General features: G+C 45.7%; 22 protein-coding genes. 11 read left to right on the top strand and 11 right to left on the bottom strand.

What is annotated here, in order from left to right; all coding sequences use genetic code 11:
* Nucleotides 1-5 precede the first annotated feature (5 nt).
* Nucleotides 6-776: an SDR family NAD(P)-dependent oxidoreductase gene (locus VC178_RS01030; protein ID WP_215296385.1), complete on the top strand. Its 771-nt coding sequence runs from the start codon at nucleotides 6-8 to the stop codon at nucleotides 774-776.
* A gap of 3 nt (nucleotides 777-779) precedes the next feature.
* Here VC178_RS01030 and VC178_RS01025 read toward each other — a convergent pair whose 3' ends face one another.
* A complete protein-coding gene (locus VC178_RS01025) occupies nucleotides 780-1,328 on the bottom strand; it encodes a DUF2889 domain-containing protein (RefSeq protein WP_323481283.1) in 549 nt (182 codons plus the stop codon).
* 97 nt (nucleotides 1,329-1,425) lie between these two features.
* Here VC178_RS01025 and VC178_RS01020 point away from each other — a divergent pair, with 97 nt between their 5' ends.
* Both VC178_RS01020 and VC178_RS01015 read left to right on the top strand, forming a co-directional pair.
* On the top strand, nucleotides 1,426-2,154 hold the full coding sequence (locus VC178_RS01020; RefSeq protein WP_215319715.1) for a pseudouridine synthase: 729 nt from the start codon (nucleotides 1,426-1,428) through the stop codon (nucleotides 2,152-2,154).
* Nucleotides 2,151-2,450, top strand: coding sequence for a 4a-hydroxytetrahydrobiopterin dehydratase (locus VC178_RS01015; protein WP_215319716.1), 300 nt, complete (start codon nucleotides 2,151-2,153; stop codon nucleotides 2,448-2,450). The genes VC178_RS01020 and VC178_RS01015 overlap by 4 nt, the downstream gene beginning before the upstream one ends.
* Nucleotides 2,451-2,453: 3 nt before the next feature.
* Here VC178_RS01015 and VC178_RS01010 read toward each other — a convergent pair whose 3' ends face one another.
* The gene (locus tag VC178_RS01010) at nucleotides 2,454-2,669 is read right to left on the bottom strand and encodes a hypothetical protein (RefSeq protein WP_215296389.1); all 216 of its coding nucleotides are present in this window, start codon (nucleotides 2,667-2,669) and stop codon (nucleotides 2,454-2,456) included.
* A gap of 122 nt (nucleotides 2,670-2,791) precedes the next feature.
* On the opposite strand from VC178_RS01010, the gene VC178_RS01005 reads away from it, so the two are divergent.
* From VC178_RS01005 to VC178_RS00990, 4 genes are all read left to right on the top strand, one after another.
* Nucleotides 2,792-3,289, top strand: coding sequence for a (2Fe-2S)-binding protein (locus VC178_RS01005; RefSeq protein WP_215296390.1), 498 nt, complete (start codon nucleotides 2,792-2,794; stop codon nucleotides 3,287-3,289).
* 10 nt (nucleotides 3,290-3,299) lie between these two features.
* A complete protein-coding gene (locus tag VC178_RS01000) occupies nucleotides 3,300-5,507 on the top strand; it encodes a xanthine dehydrogenase family protein molybdopterin-binding subunit (protein ID WP_323481282.1) in 2,208 nt (735 codons plus the stop codon).
* A gap of 84 nt (nucleotides 5,508-5,591) precedes the next feature.
* Nucleotides 5,592-6,188, top strand: coding sequence for a protein-methionine-sulfoxide reductase heme-binding subunit MsrQ (locus tag VC178_RS00995; RefSeq protein ID WP_323481281.1), 597 nt, complete (start codon nucleotides 5,592-5,594; stop codon nucleotides 6,186-6,188).
* 1 nt (nucleotide 6,189) lies between these two features.
* Nucleotides 6,190-6,513, top strand: a complete 324-nt coding sequence (locus VC178_RS00990) for a hypothetical protein (protein ID WP_323481280.1) — start codon at nucleotides 6,190-6,192, stop codon at nucleotides 6,511-6,513.
* 17 nt (nucleotides 6,514-6,530) lie between these two features.
* Here the strand turns inward: VC178_RS00990 and VC178_RS00985 are convergent, their stop codons facing one another.
* Nucleotides 6,531-7,154: an SOS response-associated peptidase gene (locus VC178_RS00985; RefSeq protein WP_323481279.1), complete on the bottom strand. Its 624-nt coding sequence runs from the start codon at nucleotides 7,152-7,154 to the stop codon at nucleotides 6,531-6,533.
* Between the two features lie 73 nt (nucleotides 7,155-7,227).
* Here VC178_RS00985 and VC178_RS00980 point away from each other — a divergent pair, with 73 nt between their 5' ends.
* On the top strand, nucleotides 7,228-8,067 hold the full coding sequence (locus VC178_RS00980) for a peptidylprolyl isomerase (RefSeq protein ID WP_323481278.1): 840 nt from the start codon (nucleotides 7,228-7,230) through the stop codon (nucleotides 8,065-8,067).
* 54 nt (nucleotides 8,068-8,121) lie between these two features.
* Here VC178_RS00980 and VC178_RS00975 read toward each other — a convergent pair whose 3' ends face one another.
* Genes VC178_RS00975 through fdxA form a run of 4 tightly spaced genes read right to left on the bottom strand, consistent with a single transcriptional unit; the run spans nucleotide 8,122 to nucleotide 10,854 of the window.
* Nucleotides 8,122-8,610 (bottom strand): dihydrofolate reductase, encoded by a 489-nt coding sequence (locus VC178_RS00975; protein WP_215296395.1) that lies wholly within the window; start codon nucleotides 8,608-8,610, stop codon nucleotides 8,122-8,124.
* Nucleotides 8,611-8,624: 14 nt separating this feature from the next.
* A complete protein-coding gene (locus VC178_RS00970) occupies nucleotides 8,625-9,419 on the bottom strand; it encodes a thymidylate synthase (protein WP_323481277.1) in 795 nt (264 codons plus the stop codon).
* A 44-nt stretch (nucleotides 9,420-9,463) separates the two neighbouring features.
* Nucleotides 9,464-10,513, bottom strand: coding sequence for an NAD(P)/FAD-dependent oxidoreductase (locus VC178_RS00965; protein WP_416350527.1), 1,050 nt, complete (start codon nucleotides 10,511-10,513; stop codon nucleotides 9,464-9,466).
* Between the two features lie 17 nt (nucleotides 10,514-10,530).
* Nucleotides 10,531-10,854 (bottom strand): ferredoxin FdxA, encoded by a 324-nt coding sequence (gene fdxA / locus VC178_RS00960; RefSeq protein ID WP_215296397.1) that lies wholly within the window; start codon nucleotides 10,852-10,854, stop codon nucleotides 10,531-10,533.
* A gap of 157 nt (nucleotides 10,855-11,011) precedes the next feature.
* Here fdxA and VC178_RS00955 point away from each other — a divergent pair, with 157 nt between their 5' ends.
* Both VC178_RS00955 and VC178_RS00950 read left to right on the top strand, forming a co-directional pair.
* Entirely contained in the window at nucleotides 11,012-11,926 is a 915-nt protein-coding gene (locus tag VC178_RS00955; RefSeq protein WP_323481275.1) for a 2-dehydropantoate 2-reductase, read from the top strand.
* 100 nt (nucleotides 11,927-12,026) lie between these two features.
* Nucleotides 12,027-12,566 carry a hypothetical protein gene (locus VC178_RS00950; protein ID WP_215296399.1) on the top strand — a complete coding sequence of 180 codons (540 nt, stop codon included), beginning with the start codon at nucleotides 12,027-12,029 and terminating at the stop codon, nucleotides 12,564-12,566.
* A 67-nt stretch (nucleotides 12,567-12,633) separates the two neighbouring features.
* On the opposite strand, the gene VC178_RS00945 is transcribed toward VC178_RS00950, so the two are convergent.
* From VC178_RS00945 to VC178_RS00935, 3 genes are all read right to left on the bottom strand, one after another.
* Nucleotides 12,634-14,511, bottom strand: a complete 1,878-nt coding sequence (locus VC178_RS00945; protein ID WP_323481274.1) for a TRAP transporter large permease — start codon at nucleotides 14,509-14,511, stop codon at nucleotides 12,634-12,636.
* Nucleotides 14,504-15,172 (bottom strand): TRAP transporter small permease subunit, encoded by a 669-nt coding sequence (locus VC178_RS00940; protein ID WP_215296401.1) that lies wholly within the window; start codon nucleotides 15,170-15,172, stop codon nucleotides 14,504-14,506. The genes VC178_RS00945 and VC178_RS00940 overlap by 8 nt, the downstream gene beginning before the upstream one ends.
* Before the next feature lie 105 nt (nucleotides 15,173-15,277).
* Nucleotides 15,278-16,393, bottom strand: coding sequence for a TRAP transporter substrate-binding protein (locus tag VC178_RS00935; RefSeq protein WP_323481273.1), 1,116 nt, complete (start codon nucleotides 16,391-16,393; stop codon nucleotides 15,278-15,280).
* Nucleotides 16,394-16,627: 234 nt separating this feature from the next.
* Between VC178_RS00935 and VC178_RS00930 the strand changes: the two genes are divergently transcribed.
* Nucleotides 16,628-17,614 carry a D-glycerate dehydrogenase gene (locus VC178_RS00930; RefSeq protein ID WP_323481272.1) on the top strand — a complete coding sequence of 329 codons (987 nt, stop codon included), beginning with the start codon at nucleotides 16,628-16,630 and terminating at the stop codon, nucleotides 17,612-17,614.
* An 87-nt stretch (nucleotides 17,615-17,701) separates the two neighbouring features.
* Here the strand turns inward: VC178_RS00930 and VC178_RS00925 are convergent, their stop codons facing one another.
* Nucleotides 17,702-17,995 (bottom strand): hypothetical protein, encoded by a 294-nt coding sequence (locus VC178_RS00925; protein ID WP_215296404.1) that lies wholly within the window; start codon nucleotides 17,993-17,995, stop codon nucleotides 17,702-17,704.
* Between the last annotated feature and the right edge of the window lie 2 nt (nucleotides 17,996-17,997).

The raw sequence follows: 17,997 nt of genomic DNA, 5'->3' as shown, positions 1-17,997 counted from the left end.
GAAATATGGAACATACCGTTTTAGTGACCGGCGCCACCGCTGGATTTGGAGAAGCAACTGCTCGACGTTTTTTGGCTCACAGCCATAAAGTCATTGCAGTCGGTAGAAGAGCGGAGCGTCTAGAGGCGCTCAAAGCATCTTTGCCAGCAGAGCAGCAGAAAAAATTATTGACTCTTGTAGTTGATGTCTGTGATAGCGCTAAAGTAGACGCATTGCCAAAAACTTTACCTGCTGACTTTGCGAATGTCACTGTACTCGTGAATAATGCCGGTCTTGCTTTAGGCTTAGAGCCTGCTTATAAAACCAGCATTTCTGATTGGGATCAAATGATTGATACCAATGTCAAAGGTTTAGTTCATATGACCCATGCGTTTTTGACAGGTATGGTTGAGCGTAAATGTGGCCATATTATTAATGTTGGCTCGGTTGCAGGTCTTTATCCTTATCCTGGAAGCAATGTGTATGGAGCTACCAAAGCATTTGTGAAGCAATTTAGTTTGAACTTACGTGCAGACTTACTTGGTACGCGCTTACGAGTCACTTGTGTTGAGCCAGGCCTTAGCTCTGGAACTGAATACTCTAATGTTCGTTTTAAAGGCGATGATGCTAAGGCAGCAAAAGTCTATGAGAACGTGCAAGCGTTGAGCTCAGACGATATTGCTGAAGCGATTTATTGGGCTGCTTTATTGCCTCCCCATATGAACATCAATGCAGTAGAAATTATGCCAATTCAGCAGTCTTTTGGAGGGACCACGATTCACCGCGGAGAGCTCTAAGCTCTAAGACTTTTTATCTTGGTCTTGCCAGCGGTAAAACTGGGGATAAATACGCATCACAACGGGGCCATTGAAATCCCAGGACTTGCAGGTGCCTAGATAGAGGGGCGGCTTATTTTCATCGGGATCAAATAGAGCCCTTGGGATCGATTGAAAAGCGGCAGTCGCCAAACTATTGAGTAGTTCGCGTAAATGGGTACAACCTGCAATGCCACCCAAATGTGTTTGGATCGTTTTGCGCCAACCCTTACCCAAGCGCTCACCAATCAGTCCTATCATTGGAGGCATAGCTTGAGGACATTCAGGATGTGGATGACCATCCATCGCCACCTCAATATCTTGGATAACCAGTTCATCATTGAGCGTAAGACGGACCCACATGTCATGAAAAGCTTCGCCAGGTTGCCAAGTAGTTTCGCCAGTGACAAAAGGTGTTGGTTTGTAATCTTTGAGGTGACCTTCAATATCCCATAGACCATCTTCCCTTGCAAAACCATGAAAAGTAATTTCTCGAGTATGGAGTGGTGTGCGAGGTTTTGGGTTGGAGAGCATGTCGTCAATTCAATTCATATGGATAAGTCTAATGATAATGAATTCCCCGCTGTGGCAGCGGCTAGGCGGAAGTGCTCTGTAGTATGCTCTGCAGCATATGGCAAAACCGATTTCCCTTGAAAAAATTCTCTTTAGCCAAGGCTTTGGTACGCGACGCTATTGCAGCGATTTGGTCTATGCTGACCTCGTGAAGGTCAACGGTGTATTAGCAGAGGACCCAGAGGAGCGCATTGCGACTGAAGGACTTGTTCTCAACGTCGAGGGTGCAGATTGGGAGTATCACGAAAAAGCGTATATCGCTTTTAACAAGCCCCCCAACTACGAGTGCTCTCATAAGACTGCGCATCACCCTAGTGTGTACAGTCTATTGCCAGCTCCTTTCGTTGAGCGGGGCTTGCAATGTGTTGGGCGTTTAGACTATGACACTACAGGACTACTCTTGATTTCTGATGATGGTCAGTTCATTCATAAAATGACAACGCCAAAAAAGAATATCGGCAAAGTCTATGAAATCACAACGCCAGAACCAATTACACAATCTCAAATCGATCACCTGATGAATGGCGTCGTTCTAGATGATGATCCAAAGCCATGTTATGCCACCGCTTGTAAGCAGCTTTCCGAGCATGTCTTAGCAATGACAATTGTGGAGGGTCGGTATCATCAGGTAAAGCGTATGATGGCTGCAGTGGGTAATCATGTGGCCAAGTTACATCGCGCTGAAATCGGTGCTTATGTCATGCCAGCAGATCTCGCTGAGGGTCAATGGCGTTGGCTTGATGCAGAGGATTTGAAATGCTTATCGCAAAGTGTGGAGCTTAAATGAGTCAGCAGGCTTTAACAATCGACTTTGACTTTAAAGGAGTGATTCCTCATTGGGTGCTCGAACCCTCCGGTATTCAATTGACCCGGGAATTTATTTTTCAGGACTTTAAGCAGGCATTCGCCTTTATGGCTTTATGTGCCCAATATGCTGAGGAGATTGATCATCATCCAGATTGGACCAATTCTTGGAATAAGGTGGTGGTGCACCTCAGCACTCACTCAGCAAAAGCGTTGACTGCATTGGATATTCAGATGGCAAAAGCCATGGACGCTTTTGCCTTACAGGTCCAGACTTAGAAGTTAATGTTCTTCGCCTTCGTGATCTTCTTCATTTAGGCTCATCAAAATCGTCGCTAGTAAGCCGTAGACCACTTCGGTAGCGATCATGCCGTCTTCGTCTAACTCGTCAATTAAGTCATTGAGGCAATCTTCGGTTGGCTCATTGAGTAGGGTCATGGCACATTCGCACCCATAGTCAAAATCTTCGTCGTTTTGGGTTTGATTTTCGTTTGTCATAAATATCCTTAATTGATGGCTCAGAATAGCAAATTACGCCTGGCGGTGGGAGAAATTGATGTGCGCCCACAAAAAACCAATAATGATTTATAGTCATTTGAAAATAATAAATAGGAGGCAATATGCAGCTCAATATTAATGGTCAGACACATAATATCGACGTAGAACCCAATATGCCCTTATTGTGGGCTATCCGCGAAGTGGTCGGATTGACAGGTACAAAGTACGGCTGCGGAGTGGCTCAATGCGGCGCCTGCACCGTCTATATGAATGGTGAGCCGGTACGTTCATGCTCTGTTCCGGTTTCTGTGGTTGGTGCCGCTAAGATCACCACGATCGAATCACTTTCTAAAGACAATAGTCATCCTGTGCAAAAAGCCTGGATCGCACTCGATGTTCCGCAATGTGGCTATTGCCAGTCTGGTCAGGTCATGGCAGCAGCAGCCTTATTAAAAAGAATTCCAAAGCCTACTGATGCCGATATTGATAATGCGATGTCGAATATCTGTCGTTGTGGCACCTATCAAAAAATTCGGGATGGCATTCATGTCGCCTCTGGTCAGAAAAAATTAGCGGAAGTGTTGGCGCAATACCAAGCTTCTCCAGCGACTCGTGGTTAAGGGGAAGAAGATGACATTAGAAAATCATTCACGTCGCGACTTCATTATCAAAGGCACCCTAGTTGGTGGTGGCCTCATGTTGGGTGTAGGTGCTTTGCCAGAGTTTGCTTTTGCGCAAGCTGGTCAATATGATCCGAATACACCGACCAAGGCTGGTGAGGCTGAGGTCAATGCTTGGGTTGGCATCAAGCCCGATGACACGGTATACATCAGAATTGCGCGTTCAGAGATGGGCCAAGGTACCCGTACGGGCCTAGCGCAACTGGTTACAGAAGAGTTAGAGTGCAACTGGAAGAATGTTAAAACCCAATCTGCAACCCCTGGACAAAGCTTAGCTCGTAAGCGGGTATGGGGTGAGCACGGAACTGGTGGCAGCCGTGGTATTCGTATCTCTGAGGATTATGTGCGCCGCGGCGCAGCTGCTGCTCGCATCATGTTAGTTCAAGCCGCTGCAAACCAGTGGAATGTTCCAGTCAGTGAACTCAAGGTGGATAAGGGTGTAATTACCCATGTACCAACAGGTCGTAAAACTACCTATGGAAAAGTGGCTGAACTGGCATCTACCTTGACTCCGCCTGATCCAAAATCAATCACCTTAAGAGATCCTCGCAACTGGAAAGTGGCCGGTCAGCCTTATGCGCGTTTAGATACGGCAAACAAAGTGAACGGTACTAAAGTGTATGGCGCAGATTTACAGATGCCTGGGATGTTGAGTGCATCGGTGAAGTCGTGCCCAGTATTTGGTGGCAAGCTGGTGAGTTATGACGAATCAAAGATCAAAAATATGCGCGGTGTTAAAGGCGTGGTACAGATTAATGACAGCACACTCGCGGTAGTTGCAGACACTTGGTGGCGTGCCAATACTGCTTTGAATACTTTGCCAATAGTTTGGGATGAGGGTAAGAGCGCTAATGTTTCTCAGGGTGACATTAACAAAATGCTCCGCGCTGGCTTGGATGAGCAGGGTGACTTCTGGCAACGCAAGGTAGGTGATGCGCCCGAAGTAATCAATAGTTCTGCCAAAAAAGTAGAAGCCATTTATTTCACGCCCTTTCAAGCTCACGTGACTATGGAGCCGATGAATGCGACTGTCAAAATTAGTGGCGATCGTGCTGAGGCTTGGGTACCCACCCAAAATGGTGAGGGATCTTTAGCGGCATTATCAGAGGCAACGGGAATTCCGCTGGCTAATTGTGAAATATATAAATTGGATTCTGGTTGTGGCCTAGGTCGTCGTGGTTCCACACAAGACTTCACCACTTTTGCTGCCAAGGTCGCGATGAAATATCCCGGCGTGCCAGTGAAAGTGCTCTGGAGCCGCGAAGAAGATATGACGCATGACTTCTACCATCCCATTGCGATGGCAAAAATGACTGCGGGTATCGATGCTGGTGGCAATATCACTGGTATGCATATCAAAGTCGCAGGCCAATCGATTAATGCCACGCTTGCTCCTCAGAATATCAAAAATGGCAAGGATGAGCGCCAACTTCAAGGTCTTTATGAGAATGGCCCTGATGCGCAGCTAGGTTACACATTCCCAACCTTGTTGACTGAATATGTCATGAAGAATACGCATGTTCCCGTAGGCCCATGGCGTGGTGTGAATACCAACCAGAACGGTATTTTTATGGAATGCTTTATGGATGAGTGCGCCAAAGCAGCCGGCAAGGATCCTGTCAAATTTAGGCAGGCTGTGATGCAAAGTCATCCGAAACATTTAGGCGTACTCAATGCGGCGGCCCAAAAAGCAAATTGGGATAAGCCACTGCCAGCAGGAACTTTCCGGGGAGTAGCACAGTTCATGGGATATGCCAGTTACTCGGCTTGCGTTGCTGAGGTCTCAGTCGATGGCAATATGGTGCACGTTAAGCGCCTGGTATTTGCTTTGAACTCTGGTCATGTGGTGAATCCCTATTTAACGCGTGAGCAAATTGAAGGTTCTGTGGCTATGGCTTTGGGTGCCATCTTTAATCCAGAGATCTCAGTTGAAAATGGACGCATCAAGCAACAGAATTTAGATTCTTACCCAATGCTCAAACTAGCCTCTACACCTCGAATTGAAACGGTTCTTGTACCAACTTATGATTTCTGGGGTGGAGTAGGTGAGCCAACGATTTGTGTGGTTGGGCCAGCAGTTGCTAATGCCGTCTCTGCAGCCATTGGTAGACCAGTACGCAACTTCCCGTTGTACAAAGAAGGATTGAGCTTGGCATAAGATCCATTTGTTTTATTCGGTCCAAGCTTAGGAAAAATAGCGACCCCATCAGAGAATATTGATGGGGTCGTTTAACATCTACTCATGAAGTATCTCAAAAGCATCTTGTTTCTGATCTCCCTTATTCCCTTGGGGCGTTTGGTATGGCTGGGATATATGGATGACTTAGGCGCTAATCCCATCGAGTTTATGACGCGCTCTACTGGAACTTGGGCTTTAGTATTTTTATGTATCACCCTCGCAATGACACCCTTACGTGTCTTGACAGGATCTAGTCTGGGAATCAAATATCGTCGTATGTTTGGACTGTTTTGTTTTTTCTATGCCTGCGTTCATTTCGCCATTTGGTTTTTCTTGGATCAGAGTCTCGATGTTCAGGCGATGAACCATGACGTTCTCAAAAGACCATTTATCACCATGGGATTTTTGAGTTTCGTTTTATTAATACCTTTGGCCATCACATCAAACCACTGGGCAGTCCGCCAGTTGGGACGTCGTTGGAGCTTATTACATCGATTAATCTATATCATTGCTTGTACGGTGATTGCGCACTACTGGTGGCATAAGGCTGGTAAAAATGACTTGCAGACTGTATCGATTTATGCCGGAGTGATACTGTTACTGCTATCGATTAGACTTCCCGTGGTGCGAGACAGAATTACCTTATTGGTCGGGAAGTAGGATGAATGTTATTCGTATTCAGTTAGCAGTATGCCTACTGTTATTGGGATGTTCAGCCAGCGCGCAAACCCCATCAAACCAAGGAATGCAGACCTTTTCTCCCTATACCCCTGAACAGTTAAAAGCTTTTAATGAGCAAAAAATTTCTCCAGCAGAAGGGCCTTTTGGGCCGGTTGGATCAAATCAACAGCAAATGAATTTGCAGCAACCACCACAGTTAAATTCCAAGTTTTTCAATGCCCCTGTTGGCGAACAAGAGGCTGAAGCTTTGGAAACAGGGTCGGCAGCACCCTACCAGCCCATGACCCCGACGATTTCTTTTTAGTACTTTTGGATTTGAAATCAATCAGAGAAAATTAATTCGGGGATTGCATCAAGACTGAGGAGTGATTTTGCTGTATCAGGGGTAGCGTTAAGCCAATCATTAAATAGTTCAGGTCGCAATGGGACGACTGTGCGCTTTTCATCTTCAGGCTGATGGCATCGATTCATTAATAGATGATGATTTGCATTGATCGTCAGCATTGAGAATGACACAATCAGTTCGCCAGTCTCTGGTTCAGTCCAGGTATCCCAAATAGAGGCGATTGCCATGGGCTCACGATTGGCCTGTTGAATTTTGGTGCGCACTGCCCTGCCAGATTCATAGCAGGGTTCATAAAAAGCATCTGCTAGAGCGAGTGCGAAGTGCCGCTGAGACCATGCCTGTTTGTATGAGGGTTTTTGGCTGACAGTTTCAGATCTGGCGTTATAGGTTTTCCTGCCAAAGCCTTCATCTTTTGCCCAAGACGGTATCAAGCCAAAACGCGCAGGACCAATGGCTGTGCGTTGGGTATTATGACTTTTTAGAATGATTGTTCCAGGATAGGTTGGAAACACATCATGCGTGCTGGATGTTGGTAGATCGAGATCAAAGTGGGCTTTGACCCAATCGATATTGACGGTGGTGAGGTATTGAACGCACATCAGTTTATTTTACTGTTGAGGCTGCTGTTACTATTAGGGCTACTTTTAAGAAAGCCTAGAAAGATCAAACCTGATGAAACCATTTATGTCTCCATTAAAACCAAGGTCAGTACACCTGATTTGTGCCGGTCTTTTGAGTTTTGCATTGTGTAGTGCTGCATATGCACAGCAAAGCGGTTTACCTATTAATGCCGCAGCCTCGGTGAATGGCGCCATCATTACAAACGATATGGTTGAGCAAGGTATCAAAGTTGCAATCTCACAAGGTCAAAAGGATTCTCCCGAGCTCCGTAAAATGGTGATAGAGAAGTTCATCGAGGTATTGTTGTTATCACAGCAAGCTGAAAAAGATGGTTTAGCCAATTCTGAAAAAGCCAATGCTCAGCTAACGATGATTCGCCAAAATTATTTGGCAGACCTAGAGCTATCTACTTTCATGGCGCAAAATCCGATTTCCGATGCCGAAATTCAGGCAGAGTACAACAAGCAGGTAGCATCTCTTGGCCCTCAAGGCATGATCATGGAATACAAGATTAGTGATATTGCGCTAGCCACAGAGGCAGATGCTCAGGCTGCTTTAAATCGTATTAAGAAGGGCGAAGCCTTTGATAAGGTGGCTAAAAGCGTTTCATTGGCGCCGAATAAAGCACAAGGCGGTGCTGCAGGTTGGGTTCAACCTGGCCAAGTTCCACCGCAAATATCTGCTGTATTAGTCAATCTTGGAAAAGGGCAAACATCGGCTCCTATTCAATTGCAACAGGGCTGGTATTTAGTAAAGCTGGAAGATAAAAAGTCCAGTAAGCCACCTACTTTTGAGCAGGCCAAACCAGCGATTCGTGCTGGCCTAGCGCAGAGGAAGCAATTTGAATTTGTTTCTGGGATTGCAAAGAATTCAAAAATCGTTGTTCAGTAATCGCGATGTATTGAATTTGATGCTCAGAATAAAAAGGACTCCTCGGAGTCCTTTTTATTTGCGCTCAAGCGTTACAAAATTAAAATGAATATTATTTTCTGAGCCTGGGGTACGTTCTACTTCTTTCCAGGCGGATTCGTTAGGGATTTCAAAGAAAGTGTCGCCACCTTGAACATCCATCTCAATCTCGGTAATGTATAAGCGATCTGCTTTATCAAAGGCTTGCGTAAATAATTGTTCGCCACCAATTACAAATACTCTTGGGGCTTCATTTAATTGATTGAGGGCCGCATCTAGAGAGCTAGCAAGTTCTCCACCAGCGGCCTCATAGTTGGCATTACGGCTGACAACGATATTCCGTCGGCCTGGCAGTGGGCGACCAATCGATTCCCAAGTCTTGCGACCCATAATGACCGGGTAGCCCATAGTGACGCGCTTAAAGAATTGCAAGTCTGCCGAGATTTTCCAGGGCATTTGATTGTCGCGACCGATCACGTGGTTTCGTGAGCGCGCAACAATCATCGAGATAGCAGGTTGTGTCATGTCTGAGAGATTTCTTAAACAGCTACTGGAGCTTTGATATGGGGATGCGATTCGTAACCAATAATTTCAAAATCTTCGAATTCATAATCAAAGATCGAAGCAGGTTTACGCAAGATATTGAGCTTTGGCAGAGGAAAGAAATCTCGAGAGAGCTGAAGATCCACTTGTTCTAGGTGATTGCTATACAAGTGGCAATCACCACCTGTCCAAATAAAGTCACCTACTTCTAAATTACATTGTTGGGCCATCATGTGGGTCAACAAAGCATAGCTAGCGATATTAAAGGGCACACCGAGGAAGATATCAGCGCTGCGTTGGTAGAGTTGGCAAGATAATTTGCCATCAGCCACATAGAACTGAAAGAAGGCGTGGCATGGCGCTAAAGCCATCCTTGGAATATCCGCTACGTTCCATGCTGAAACAATGATGCGACGGGAGTCTGGATTCTTTTTAATCGTCTCAAGGACTTCAGTGATTTGATCAATGTGCTGACCATTTGGTGCGGGCCATGACCGCCATTGATAGCCATAAATCGGACCTAGATCACCATCAGGTGCAGCCCATTCATTCCAGATAGAGACGCCACGTTCTTTAAGCCAATTGTTGTCAGTGCTACCTTTGAGAAACCACAGCAACTCGTAAATGATGGATTTGAGGTGGAGCTTCTTGGTGGTAACCATGGGGAAGCCTTCAGCTAGATTAAAGCGCATCTGGTGCCCAAAAACTGAGATCGTGCCAGTACCCGTTCTATCTGACTTATTGACGCCCTTGGCAAGGACTTCTTTCATGAGATCGTGATATTGGCGCATAAAAATTGGCTAAAAGGGGTTTAGTAAATAAATGAAAGGATAGCTTACTCGAATGTGGGCGACTTCACCCCAAGTGCCTTATGGAGCTTAGGGGAGGTGGTGGTGTACTGCAACTGGATTTGTTTTTCAGGGTTCAGGTATGCGGCTGCCGCAAAAGCAGCTAACGCCGCCTCATGAAAGCCTGACAAAATGAGTTTCTTTTTCCCGGGGTAAACATTGATGTCACCGACTGCATAAATTCCTGGAATACTGGTCTGAAACTTTTCAGTATCGACAGTAATTTGCTTGCGATCAATATCAAGACCCCACTCTGCAATGGGGCCTAATTTGGGAGAGAGGCCAAAGAAGATCAAGAGATCATCCAAAGGAAGCAATGTGGTATTGCTATCAATGTCGGTGATCGCAATATCAGTTAATTGACCCTCTTTAGTCTCGTATCCAGTAATTTGACCAATGAGTAATTGCATTTTTCCAGCGGCACACAGTGCGCGCATTTTGGCAATAGATTGTGGAGCCGCTTTAAAGTCATCGCGACGATGAATCAAGGTGACGCTCGCTGCTTTGTCTGCAAAGTACAAGACCCAATCGAGTGCGGAATCTCCACCGCCGCAAATAACAATACGCTTGCCGATAAATCGTTCTGGATCTTTGATGTGATAGAAGACTTGCTTACCCACTAAACTATCAATGCCCTCTAGGTTGAGTAGTCTGGGTTGAAAGGCGCCAACACCGGCAGCAATAAAGACGGTCTTAGCCAGGAAGTGGTGATTCTGTGATGTGCCAATCAAAAAACGGCCATCGGCTTGTTTCTCGAGTTGAGTGACTTCTTGTCCTAAATGAAACTGTGGACTAAAAGGTTCAATTTGTTTGAGAAGGTTATGCGTGAGTTCACGCCCAGTACACACTGGTATCGCAGGAATATCGTAAATAGGTTTATCAGGATAGAGCTCTATACATTGACCACCAGCTTCTGGTAGTGAGTCAATGACGTGGGTTTTGATATCGAGCAGTCCAAGTTCAAAGACTTGGAAGAGGCCCACAGGACCGGCGCCAATGATGACTGCGTCAGCTTCTGTGGGTGAGTACAAATCAATGCTCGTGTAGTTGTGGATTACTTTGCTAACTGATCGAGTTTGTTTTTGACATCTTTCCACTCATCAGCGTCTGGAAGGGCGGACTTTGATTTAGTGATGGATGTCCATGATGAAGAAAGCTCAGCATTAAGTTTGATGAAGTCTTGTTGATCTCCAGGGACGTCGTCTTCCGCATAAATCGCATTGACAGGGCACTCAGGAACGCACACTGCGCAGTCAATGCACTCGTCTGGATCAATGACTAAGAAGTTGGGGCCTTCGCGAAAGCAGTCGACTGGACAAACATCGACGCAGTCGGTGTATTTGCAACGGATGCAGGATTCGGTAACAACGTATGTCATAGCGTTTAATCTAAAGAGCCCAAAATAAGAATTGGGAAATTATAAAAGGTCAATTTTAGCCGAAATGAGCCATTTTTAGCGCTTATGACCCTTTTGGTGGCTTTGCAAAATGAGGACTATCCTAGGGGCTGAAAATTGAGTAAAAAGAGCATCTATTATGAAAATACTGATTGTTGGGGCAGGTGGTATCGGGGGCTTTTTTGGGGCCAAATTGCAGCAGTCAGGCGCAGATATCACTTATTTATTACGTGAGCAGCGCCAGCAACTGATTCAAGCCAAGGGGCTGACTATCGAGACTCCGAAGGGCAGCTTTACGATCCACCCTAAAACGGTCTTAGCCGCCCAGTTGGAGCCTATTTACGACCTCATCATTTTGGCCTGCAAAGCCTTTGATTTGGATGATTCGTTAAAGTCGATTGCCAAAGCAAGCTCTCAAGGAGTGATCCTACCTTTTTTAAACGGGTTCACGCACCTTGAGGTTTTGGACCGTCAGTTCGGCAAAGAGCGGGTGATGGGTGGGGTAGCCCATATCGCTGCAACCATTTCTGAATCAGGCTCAGTAAAACAGCTAACCGAATTGGGTTCATTCACAATAGGCCCGAGAACACCACAACAAGTCGCACTGAGTCAGGAACTCTTTTCGCTGTGCAAAAAAACCGATTTCGATGCTTTCTATCATGAGAATATTGAGCAAACTTTGTGGGATAAATGGGTGTTCTTGGCAACCTTAGCAGGCATTACAACCATCTGTCGCGGCTCTATTGGCGAGATTACCGCAACCCCTTATGGCAAAGATCTCAGCAAGCGAATGTTCGCAGAATGCTGTGCTATTGCTAGTAGTGAAGGTCATCCCATTGCCGAGAAGACTCAATTGAGCTCTCAAGAAATTCTGACAAAAGAAGGCTCACCTTTTACAGCCTCAATGCTGAGAGACTTGCTGGCAAGCAAGAAAAATGAACATCAACATATCTTGGGCGATTTGATTGGTTTTGCTAATCAGGGATCTATAGACTGCCCGCTATTAAAAATTGCCTTTACCCATATGGCGGTCGAGAGTAAGAGTGAAGTCTAAGCAAGGGCTTTCCCTAGGGCTTTGGTTTTCAGAAGATAAACCTCAATTGATTACACTTTAGGCATTCACACGAATAAACCCTGTCAAGAAAGAATGGACTATGGAAGAGTATCGGCTACAGATCGATAAAACAGCAAAACCGTTATTGATTATCGATTACACCTTTGGGAGTGATCGCAGTTTGGAGTTAATGAAATCTACCAACTTACCAACTGCTCTGCAAAATGCTAAGGTAAAAACGGAGTTTGATTTAGCGCATGCCTGGAGCGACTTTGCCCGTAAGTATTTACAGAAAACAAAAGAGATTGCGGCAACCCCTATTTGCTGGCAAGGTCATTACGATCAGTTGGGTCGAGTGATGCTTGAAATGATGCGCTTAAGCAGAGATAAGCAAGAGATGGACGATAAAGAGGGTGTTTACGAAATGATCCCCAATCTTGAAGAGATTCCCTTTGTCAGTAAACCCTCTCGTCTTGAGGACAAGATGTTTTGCCGTATTTGGCTTTCCTTAATTCGCCATCCAGCCTTTATTGAGATGGAGTTAGATGAGGATGAGCTGGCAGCATTCAATTACTGGCAAGGTTTATTTACTCTGGCTTTGGGTAAGACGAATAGTGAGTTGCTAAAACAGGCTGCTTAATTCATTACAGTGGACATAAAAAAGCGCTCCCAAGGGAGCGCTTTTCTTTTACTGAAACTACCTAACATCAACCTCCGTAGAGGAACTTCGGTAGCCACAATGTCATACCTGGCCAGATGTACATGAAGACCATACAGGCAATCACAATGAACATGTAAGGCATCATGCCTGCAAAAATCTGGTTGAGTGTGACGCCTGGTGGCGATACCCCTTTGAGATAGAAGGCAGACATTGCAACCGGTGGTGACAAGAATGCTGCTTGCAAGTTCACAAATACCAAGGTTCCCCACAAGAGCGGATCGATGTTGAAGTGAGCTAACAAAGGCAAGAAGATCGGCACGAAAATAACAATAATTTCAGTCCACTCTAAAGGCCATCCCAGGAAGAAGATGATCGCTTGAGAGAGCAGCATGAACTGAATAGGTGTCAGATCTAACATGAGCACCCATTTTTCAATGATCGATTGACCGCCCAAAATAGTAAACACAGCCGAGAAGAGTGCTGAACCTACGAACAACCAGCACACCATCGATGTTGTTTTAGCTGTCAAGAAAACGGCTTGCTTAGTGCGCTCAAAGTCTAAGGTGCCCGCTTGTAGTGCCAGAATGAAAGCACCCAATGCGCCCACCGCTGCAGACTCGGTTGCGGTAGTAATGCCGAGCAGGATGACAGCCAAGACTAAGAGAGTCAGCACGCCTAAGGGCATGACAGACTCGATCAATAGTTTGAGGATTTCAAACTGCTCTTCATCTAACTTAATGTAGTAGTAAATGAGCAGCAAGCCGAAGAGGACGCAGGTCAAGCCAAAATACAGCTCGAAGTTTTCTGGTGGCCCATTATTAGCTTCTGCAACAGCACCAGCTTCAATGGGGTCATCACCAGCTGCGGCATCGAGGGCAACCAATGGTGCATCTTCCTCAGTCTCTTTAGATTTGATGCTGTTGGAGGTGGCATCAATAGCTACTAAAGCCTCTTCAACTGGCTCTGCAGCGCTTGTAGAGGCTTTGGCAACTTGAGTTGCTACTGGCACGTTCTGAGCATCTTTTTCAGATTGCTGATGAATCATGACGTACCACCACACTCCCCACATGGTCACTGCAACCAAGAGGAATGGGGTTAATGCGGCCAATACATTTTTGAAAATTTTTCCAAAAGACAACTTTGCGTCAACCGGCGCATTCAATAGTTTTGCTGGCGAGAGCAAAGCTTTAAATGTGGCAACTAACATATTGCTCGAGTAGTTCTCACGCAGAAAACGAATTGTTGCTGGAATTGGAACGACGAGTTGCTCTGGGGGTAGCTTAGGCGCAACTTTAGGATTAATTAAAGCCCAACCAATGATGTACACCAAATACAAGAATGCCAGGAAGAAACCTGGCACCATCGCCGCAGCATAGAGCTTAACGACAGATTGGCCTGCAACAGCCGCATACACAATGATCATTACTGAAGGAGGGATCAAAATGCCTAAGGTGCCTCCAGCGGTAATAACACCAGCAGCAAGCCGTGTATCGTAACCTGCATTGAGCATAGGCTTCATGGCAATCACACCCATGAGAACAACTACGGCGCCAACGAGACCGCTTGCGATACCCCAGAAAGTACAAACAATCAGAGTAGCTACAGCCAATGAGGCCGGTACACGACGGAATGCGAGCTGAATACTGTAGAACATCTTATCTACCAGCGCCCCTCGTTCCATCACATAGCCCATTAATACAAAGAGCGGAATGGATAGCAGGACATCATTCGTCATACCCCCAAAAGTTCTTTGCACCATGAGAGTAAACACTTTGTTTGCAGCCCAACTTTGTGAGGGATCATAAAACGCTGCAAAACCAAACATCATTCCTAAGCCCATCAGGGTAAAGGCGGTTGGGAAGCCCAGCATGATTACAACAATAATCAAGCCGAGCATGGCTAAGCCAAGAATTGGATCACTCATGATTTATCTCTTTAGTTTGACCAATGCGATGGTGTGCTGCTTCATCGATATTTTTGGCATTTTTGATTGCGAGTTGACGGGCTTCTTCATCAACGTGAGTGGAAGAAGCTAACTGCTGTTCAATCACATCGATTTCTTCTGCATCCTTTAAGCGGGCTGGCCATTCGCCTGTCTTTAGGCAAAGAATGCAACGCATAATTTCAACCACACCTTGCAAGAGCACAAATGCGCCTGCAATCGGAATGATGGTTTTAAATGGATAGAGCGGCGGACCATTGGCAATCTGAGTCGTGTGTTCGCCGATGCGCCAGGATTCTGCTGCATAGGTATAGCCTGCATAAACCAAAGCGGCAATACCAGGCAGGAAAAAAGTAATGTACAAAATCAAATCTAGAGTTGCTTGTGTGCGGGGTTTCATGGAGCCATAAAGGAAGTCGCCACGAACGTGTCCGTTTTGTGCCAAGGTATAGGCGCCACACAGCATAAACAGAGTGCCGTATGCCATGACAGATAGTTCACCAATCCATGCCGATGGGGAATTGAATGCATAGCGCCGAACGACGTCTGTAAAGACCATCAGCATCAGTAGAACCACAAGCCAAGCAGCAGCTTTGCCTACAAAAGTGCTGATTTCATCTACTCTCAGCATGAATTTATCCATGAAATACTCTCCTAAAACGACTATTTATTTCTCTGGGGAAATATAAAAAACCGGACGGGGGTACCGTCCGGTCAGATACTCATAAAACACTATTATAAAGGCAAATTAGCCCTTGAAGTAATGGTCGTAGGCAATCTTCATATCAACGTTGGTGAGCAAATCCCAGCGAACTGCGCGTTGGGCAAAGGCTTTTTGTGAATCCAACACTTTCTTGAACATTGGGAGTTCGGAGGCTTTTTTCGCAATAATCTTGTCCCAAGCGTTCAACTGGGCCACCAAAATAGACTTCGGCGTAGCGTAGAACTTCACTTTGTCTTTGGTTTGCAGCTCAGCGAAGTCTTTGGAGTAGCGATCGATTGCTTTCCAGGACATATCTGCAGAAGCTGCCTGAGTGCCATAGGTAAGGATGGCTTGAAGATCAGCAGGCAAGGAGTTGAATTTCTTCTTATTGAAGATAATTTCAAATTGCTCTGAAGACTGGTGGAAGCTTTGGAGCATGTTGATCTTAGATACGTCTGGGAAGCCGAGGATACGGTCTGAAGACGCATTATTAAACTCAGCTGCATCGAGAACGCCGCGATCCATCGCTGGAATAATCTCGCCGCCAGGCAAGGCCTGAACTGATGCACCCATATCGGTGAAGATCTCAATGGACAAGCCAACAGTACGGTATTTCAAGCCCTTCAAATCATCCGTTTTAGCGATTGGCTTTTTAAACCAGCCTAATGGCTGAGTTGGCATTGGACCATAAGGGAAGGAAACGACGTCGAGCTTAAGGTCGCTATAGATCTCATTGAGCAATTGCTGACCACCACCATATTGGTTCCAAGATAGCAATGTATTGGCATCCATACCAAAGGCAGGACCAGATCCCCAGAGAGCTAGTGCTGGGCTTTTACCGTACCAGTAAGCCAAAACGCCATGGCCGCCATCCAGTGTTCCACTAGATACAGCGTCCAACATATCGAAGGCCTTTACTACTGAACCAGCTGGTAGCACTTCAATTTTGAGGCGACCACCTGACATTGCATTCACCTTAGTAGCGTAGTCATTGGCGTACTCATGGAAAATATCTTTTGCTGGCCAGGTAGATTGAAAGCGCAAGTTCACAGTTTGCGCAGAAGAAATCATTGGGAAAGCCATTGCAGCTGCGCCGGCACTGCCAACGGCTGCGTTCTTTAAGAACTTACGACGTGGGCTGTTGTTGGTTGTTTCAGACATCTGTATCTCCTATGGTTGTTGCTTTTAATAAATTACGGCTTAGTAAAACAAAATCTTACTAAGATTAATCGAATTCGCTAGCTAGGGGGTTGAGGGTTTCCCCTTGTTGGTCAGGGTTTTTATTGTGCATTGCAATAATAAAACCCTGAGCTGAGATTGCGAGGGTCATGGCACTACCCTAGGTAAACTACCGCTGATGCAAAAAGCAATTGATCGATTAATAAAAGGGTATTCATGAGCAATAAACCAAAAGTTTTGGTAGCGAGAGCAATATTTCCGGATTTACTGGCAAAGTTAGAGGAATCCTTTGAGGTTCGCTCCAACCAGGCAGATCAAGTACTCACGCCAGAAGAGCTCCAGAAAGAACTCGAGAGTGTTGCTGGTGCATTAGTGACTGGAAGTGAGCGTATTGATGCTGCGGCTTTGGCTCACGCTAAAAATTTGAAGATCGTTGCCAATATCTCCGTTGGCTATAACAATTTTGATGTGCCGGCAATTACTGCGGCTGGTGTAATGGCTACTAATACGCCCGATGTGTTGACCGATACCACTGCTGATTTTGGTTTTGCCTTATTGATGGCAACCGCCAGACGGATTACTGAATCTGAACATTGGGTGCGCGGAGGCCATTGGGATAAATGGTCGATTGTGCATAACCCTTTGGGTATGGATTTGCATCACAGCACGATCGGCATTATTGGAATGGGCCGAATTGGCCAGGGGATTGCCAAGCGCGCACTCGGTTTTGGAATGAAGGTAATCTATCACAATCGCAATCGTTTATCTGAGGTTGACGAAAAAGCCTGCGACGCGAGCTATGTATCTAAAGAGGAATTACTGCGTACTGCCGATCACGTTGTTTTGGTTTTACCTTACACGCCAGAGAATCACCACACTATCGGTGCGAAAGAAATTGCACTCATGAAACCCACTGCGACCCTTGTCAATATTGCCCGGGGTGGAATTGTGGATGATATGGCTTTAGCTCAAGCACTCAAAGACAAAAAGATTTTTGCTGCTGGCTTAGATGTATTCGAAGGTGAGCCGAAGGTCAATCCTGAGTTATTGAAATTAAGCAACGTAGTGTTAGCTCCACACATTGCGAGTGCAACTGAAAAAACCCGTAGAGCAATGATCGATTTGGCGGTTGAGAATTTGCGTGCAGCACTCGCTGGTAAGAAACCACCTAGCCTAATTAATACCGAGGTATTTAAGGGGTAGTTAGGAAAGATGTTCTTAAAGAGTAATAAGTAGAAGGTAAAAAAGCCGAGAAATTCTCGGCTTTTTATTTGAGTATGCTGATCTCAATTACTCTGCGTCAACTTCTTCTGGAAGATCGCGCAAAGCTAATTCAATACCGCCAAATTTTCCAGCCACCCAGTTGTAGACTTTGCAGGCAATCCACAGTAAACCAAATCCAAGAAGTGCATTGAGAATCAAGGCAGATAGCACGGTAAATCCAGGAATCGCGCCATCACGAATGAAGGCTACAAATAAAGCTAATAAGACGATGGGCACAGAGAAGCATAAGTAAACTAAGACCAAAGTTTTAGCGGTATGAGTTGGATCTAGGAAGACAAGCTCTTTTTTGGTTAGTTTCATGA

It is taken from the genome of Polynucleobacter sp. AP-Sanab-80-C2, assembly GCF_035012965.1.
In the GTDB taxonomy this organism is placed as follows: Bacteria; Pseudomonadota; Gammaproteobacteria; order Burkholderiales; family Burkholderiaceae; genus Polynucleobacter.
Note: the sequence above shows the minus strand (reverse complement) of the source record. Positions and strands in the feature narration are given on the sequence as shown.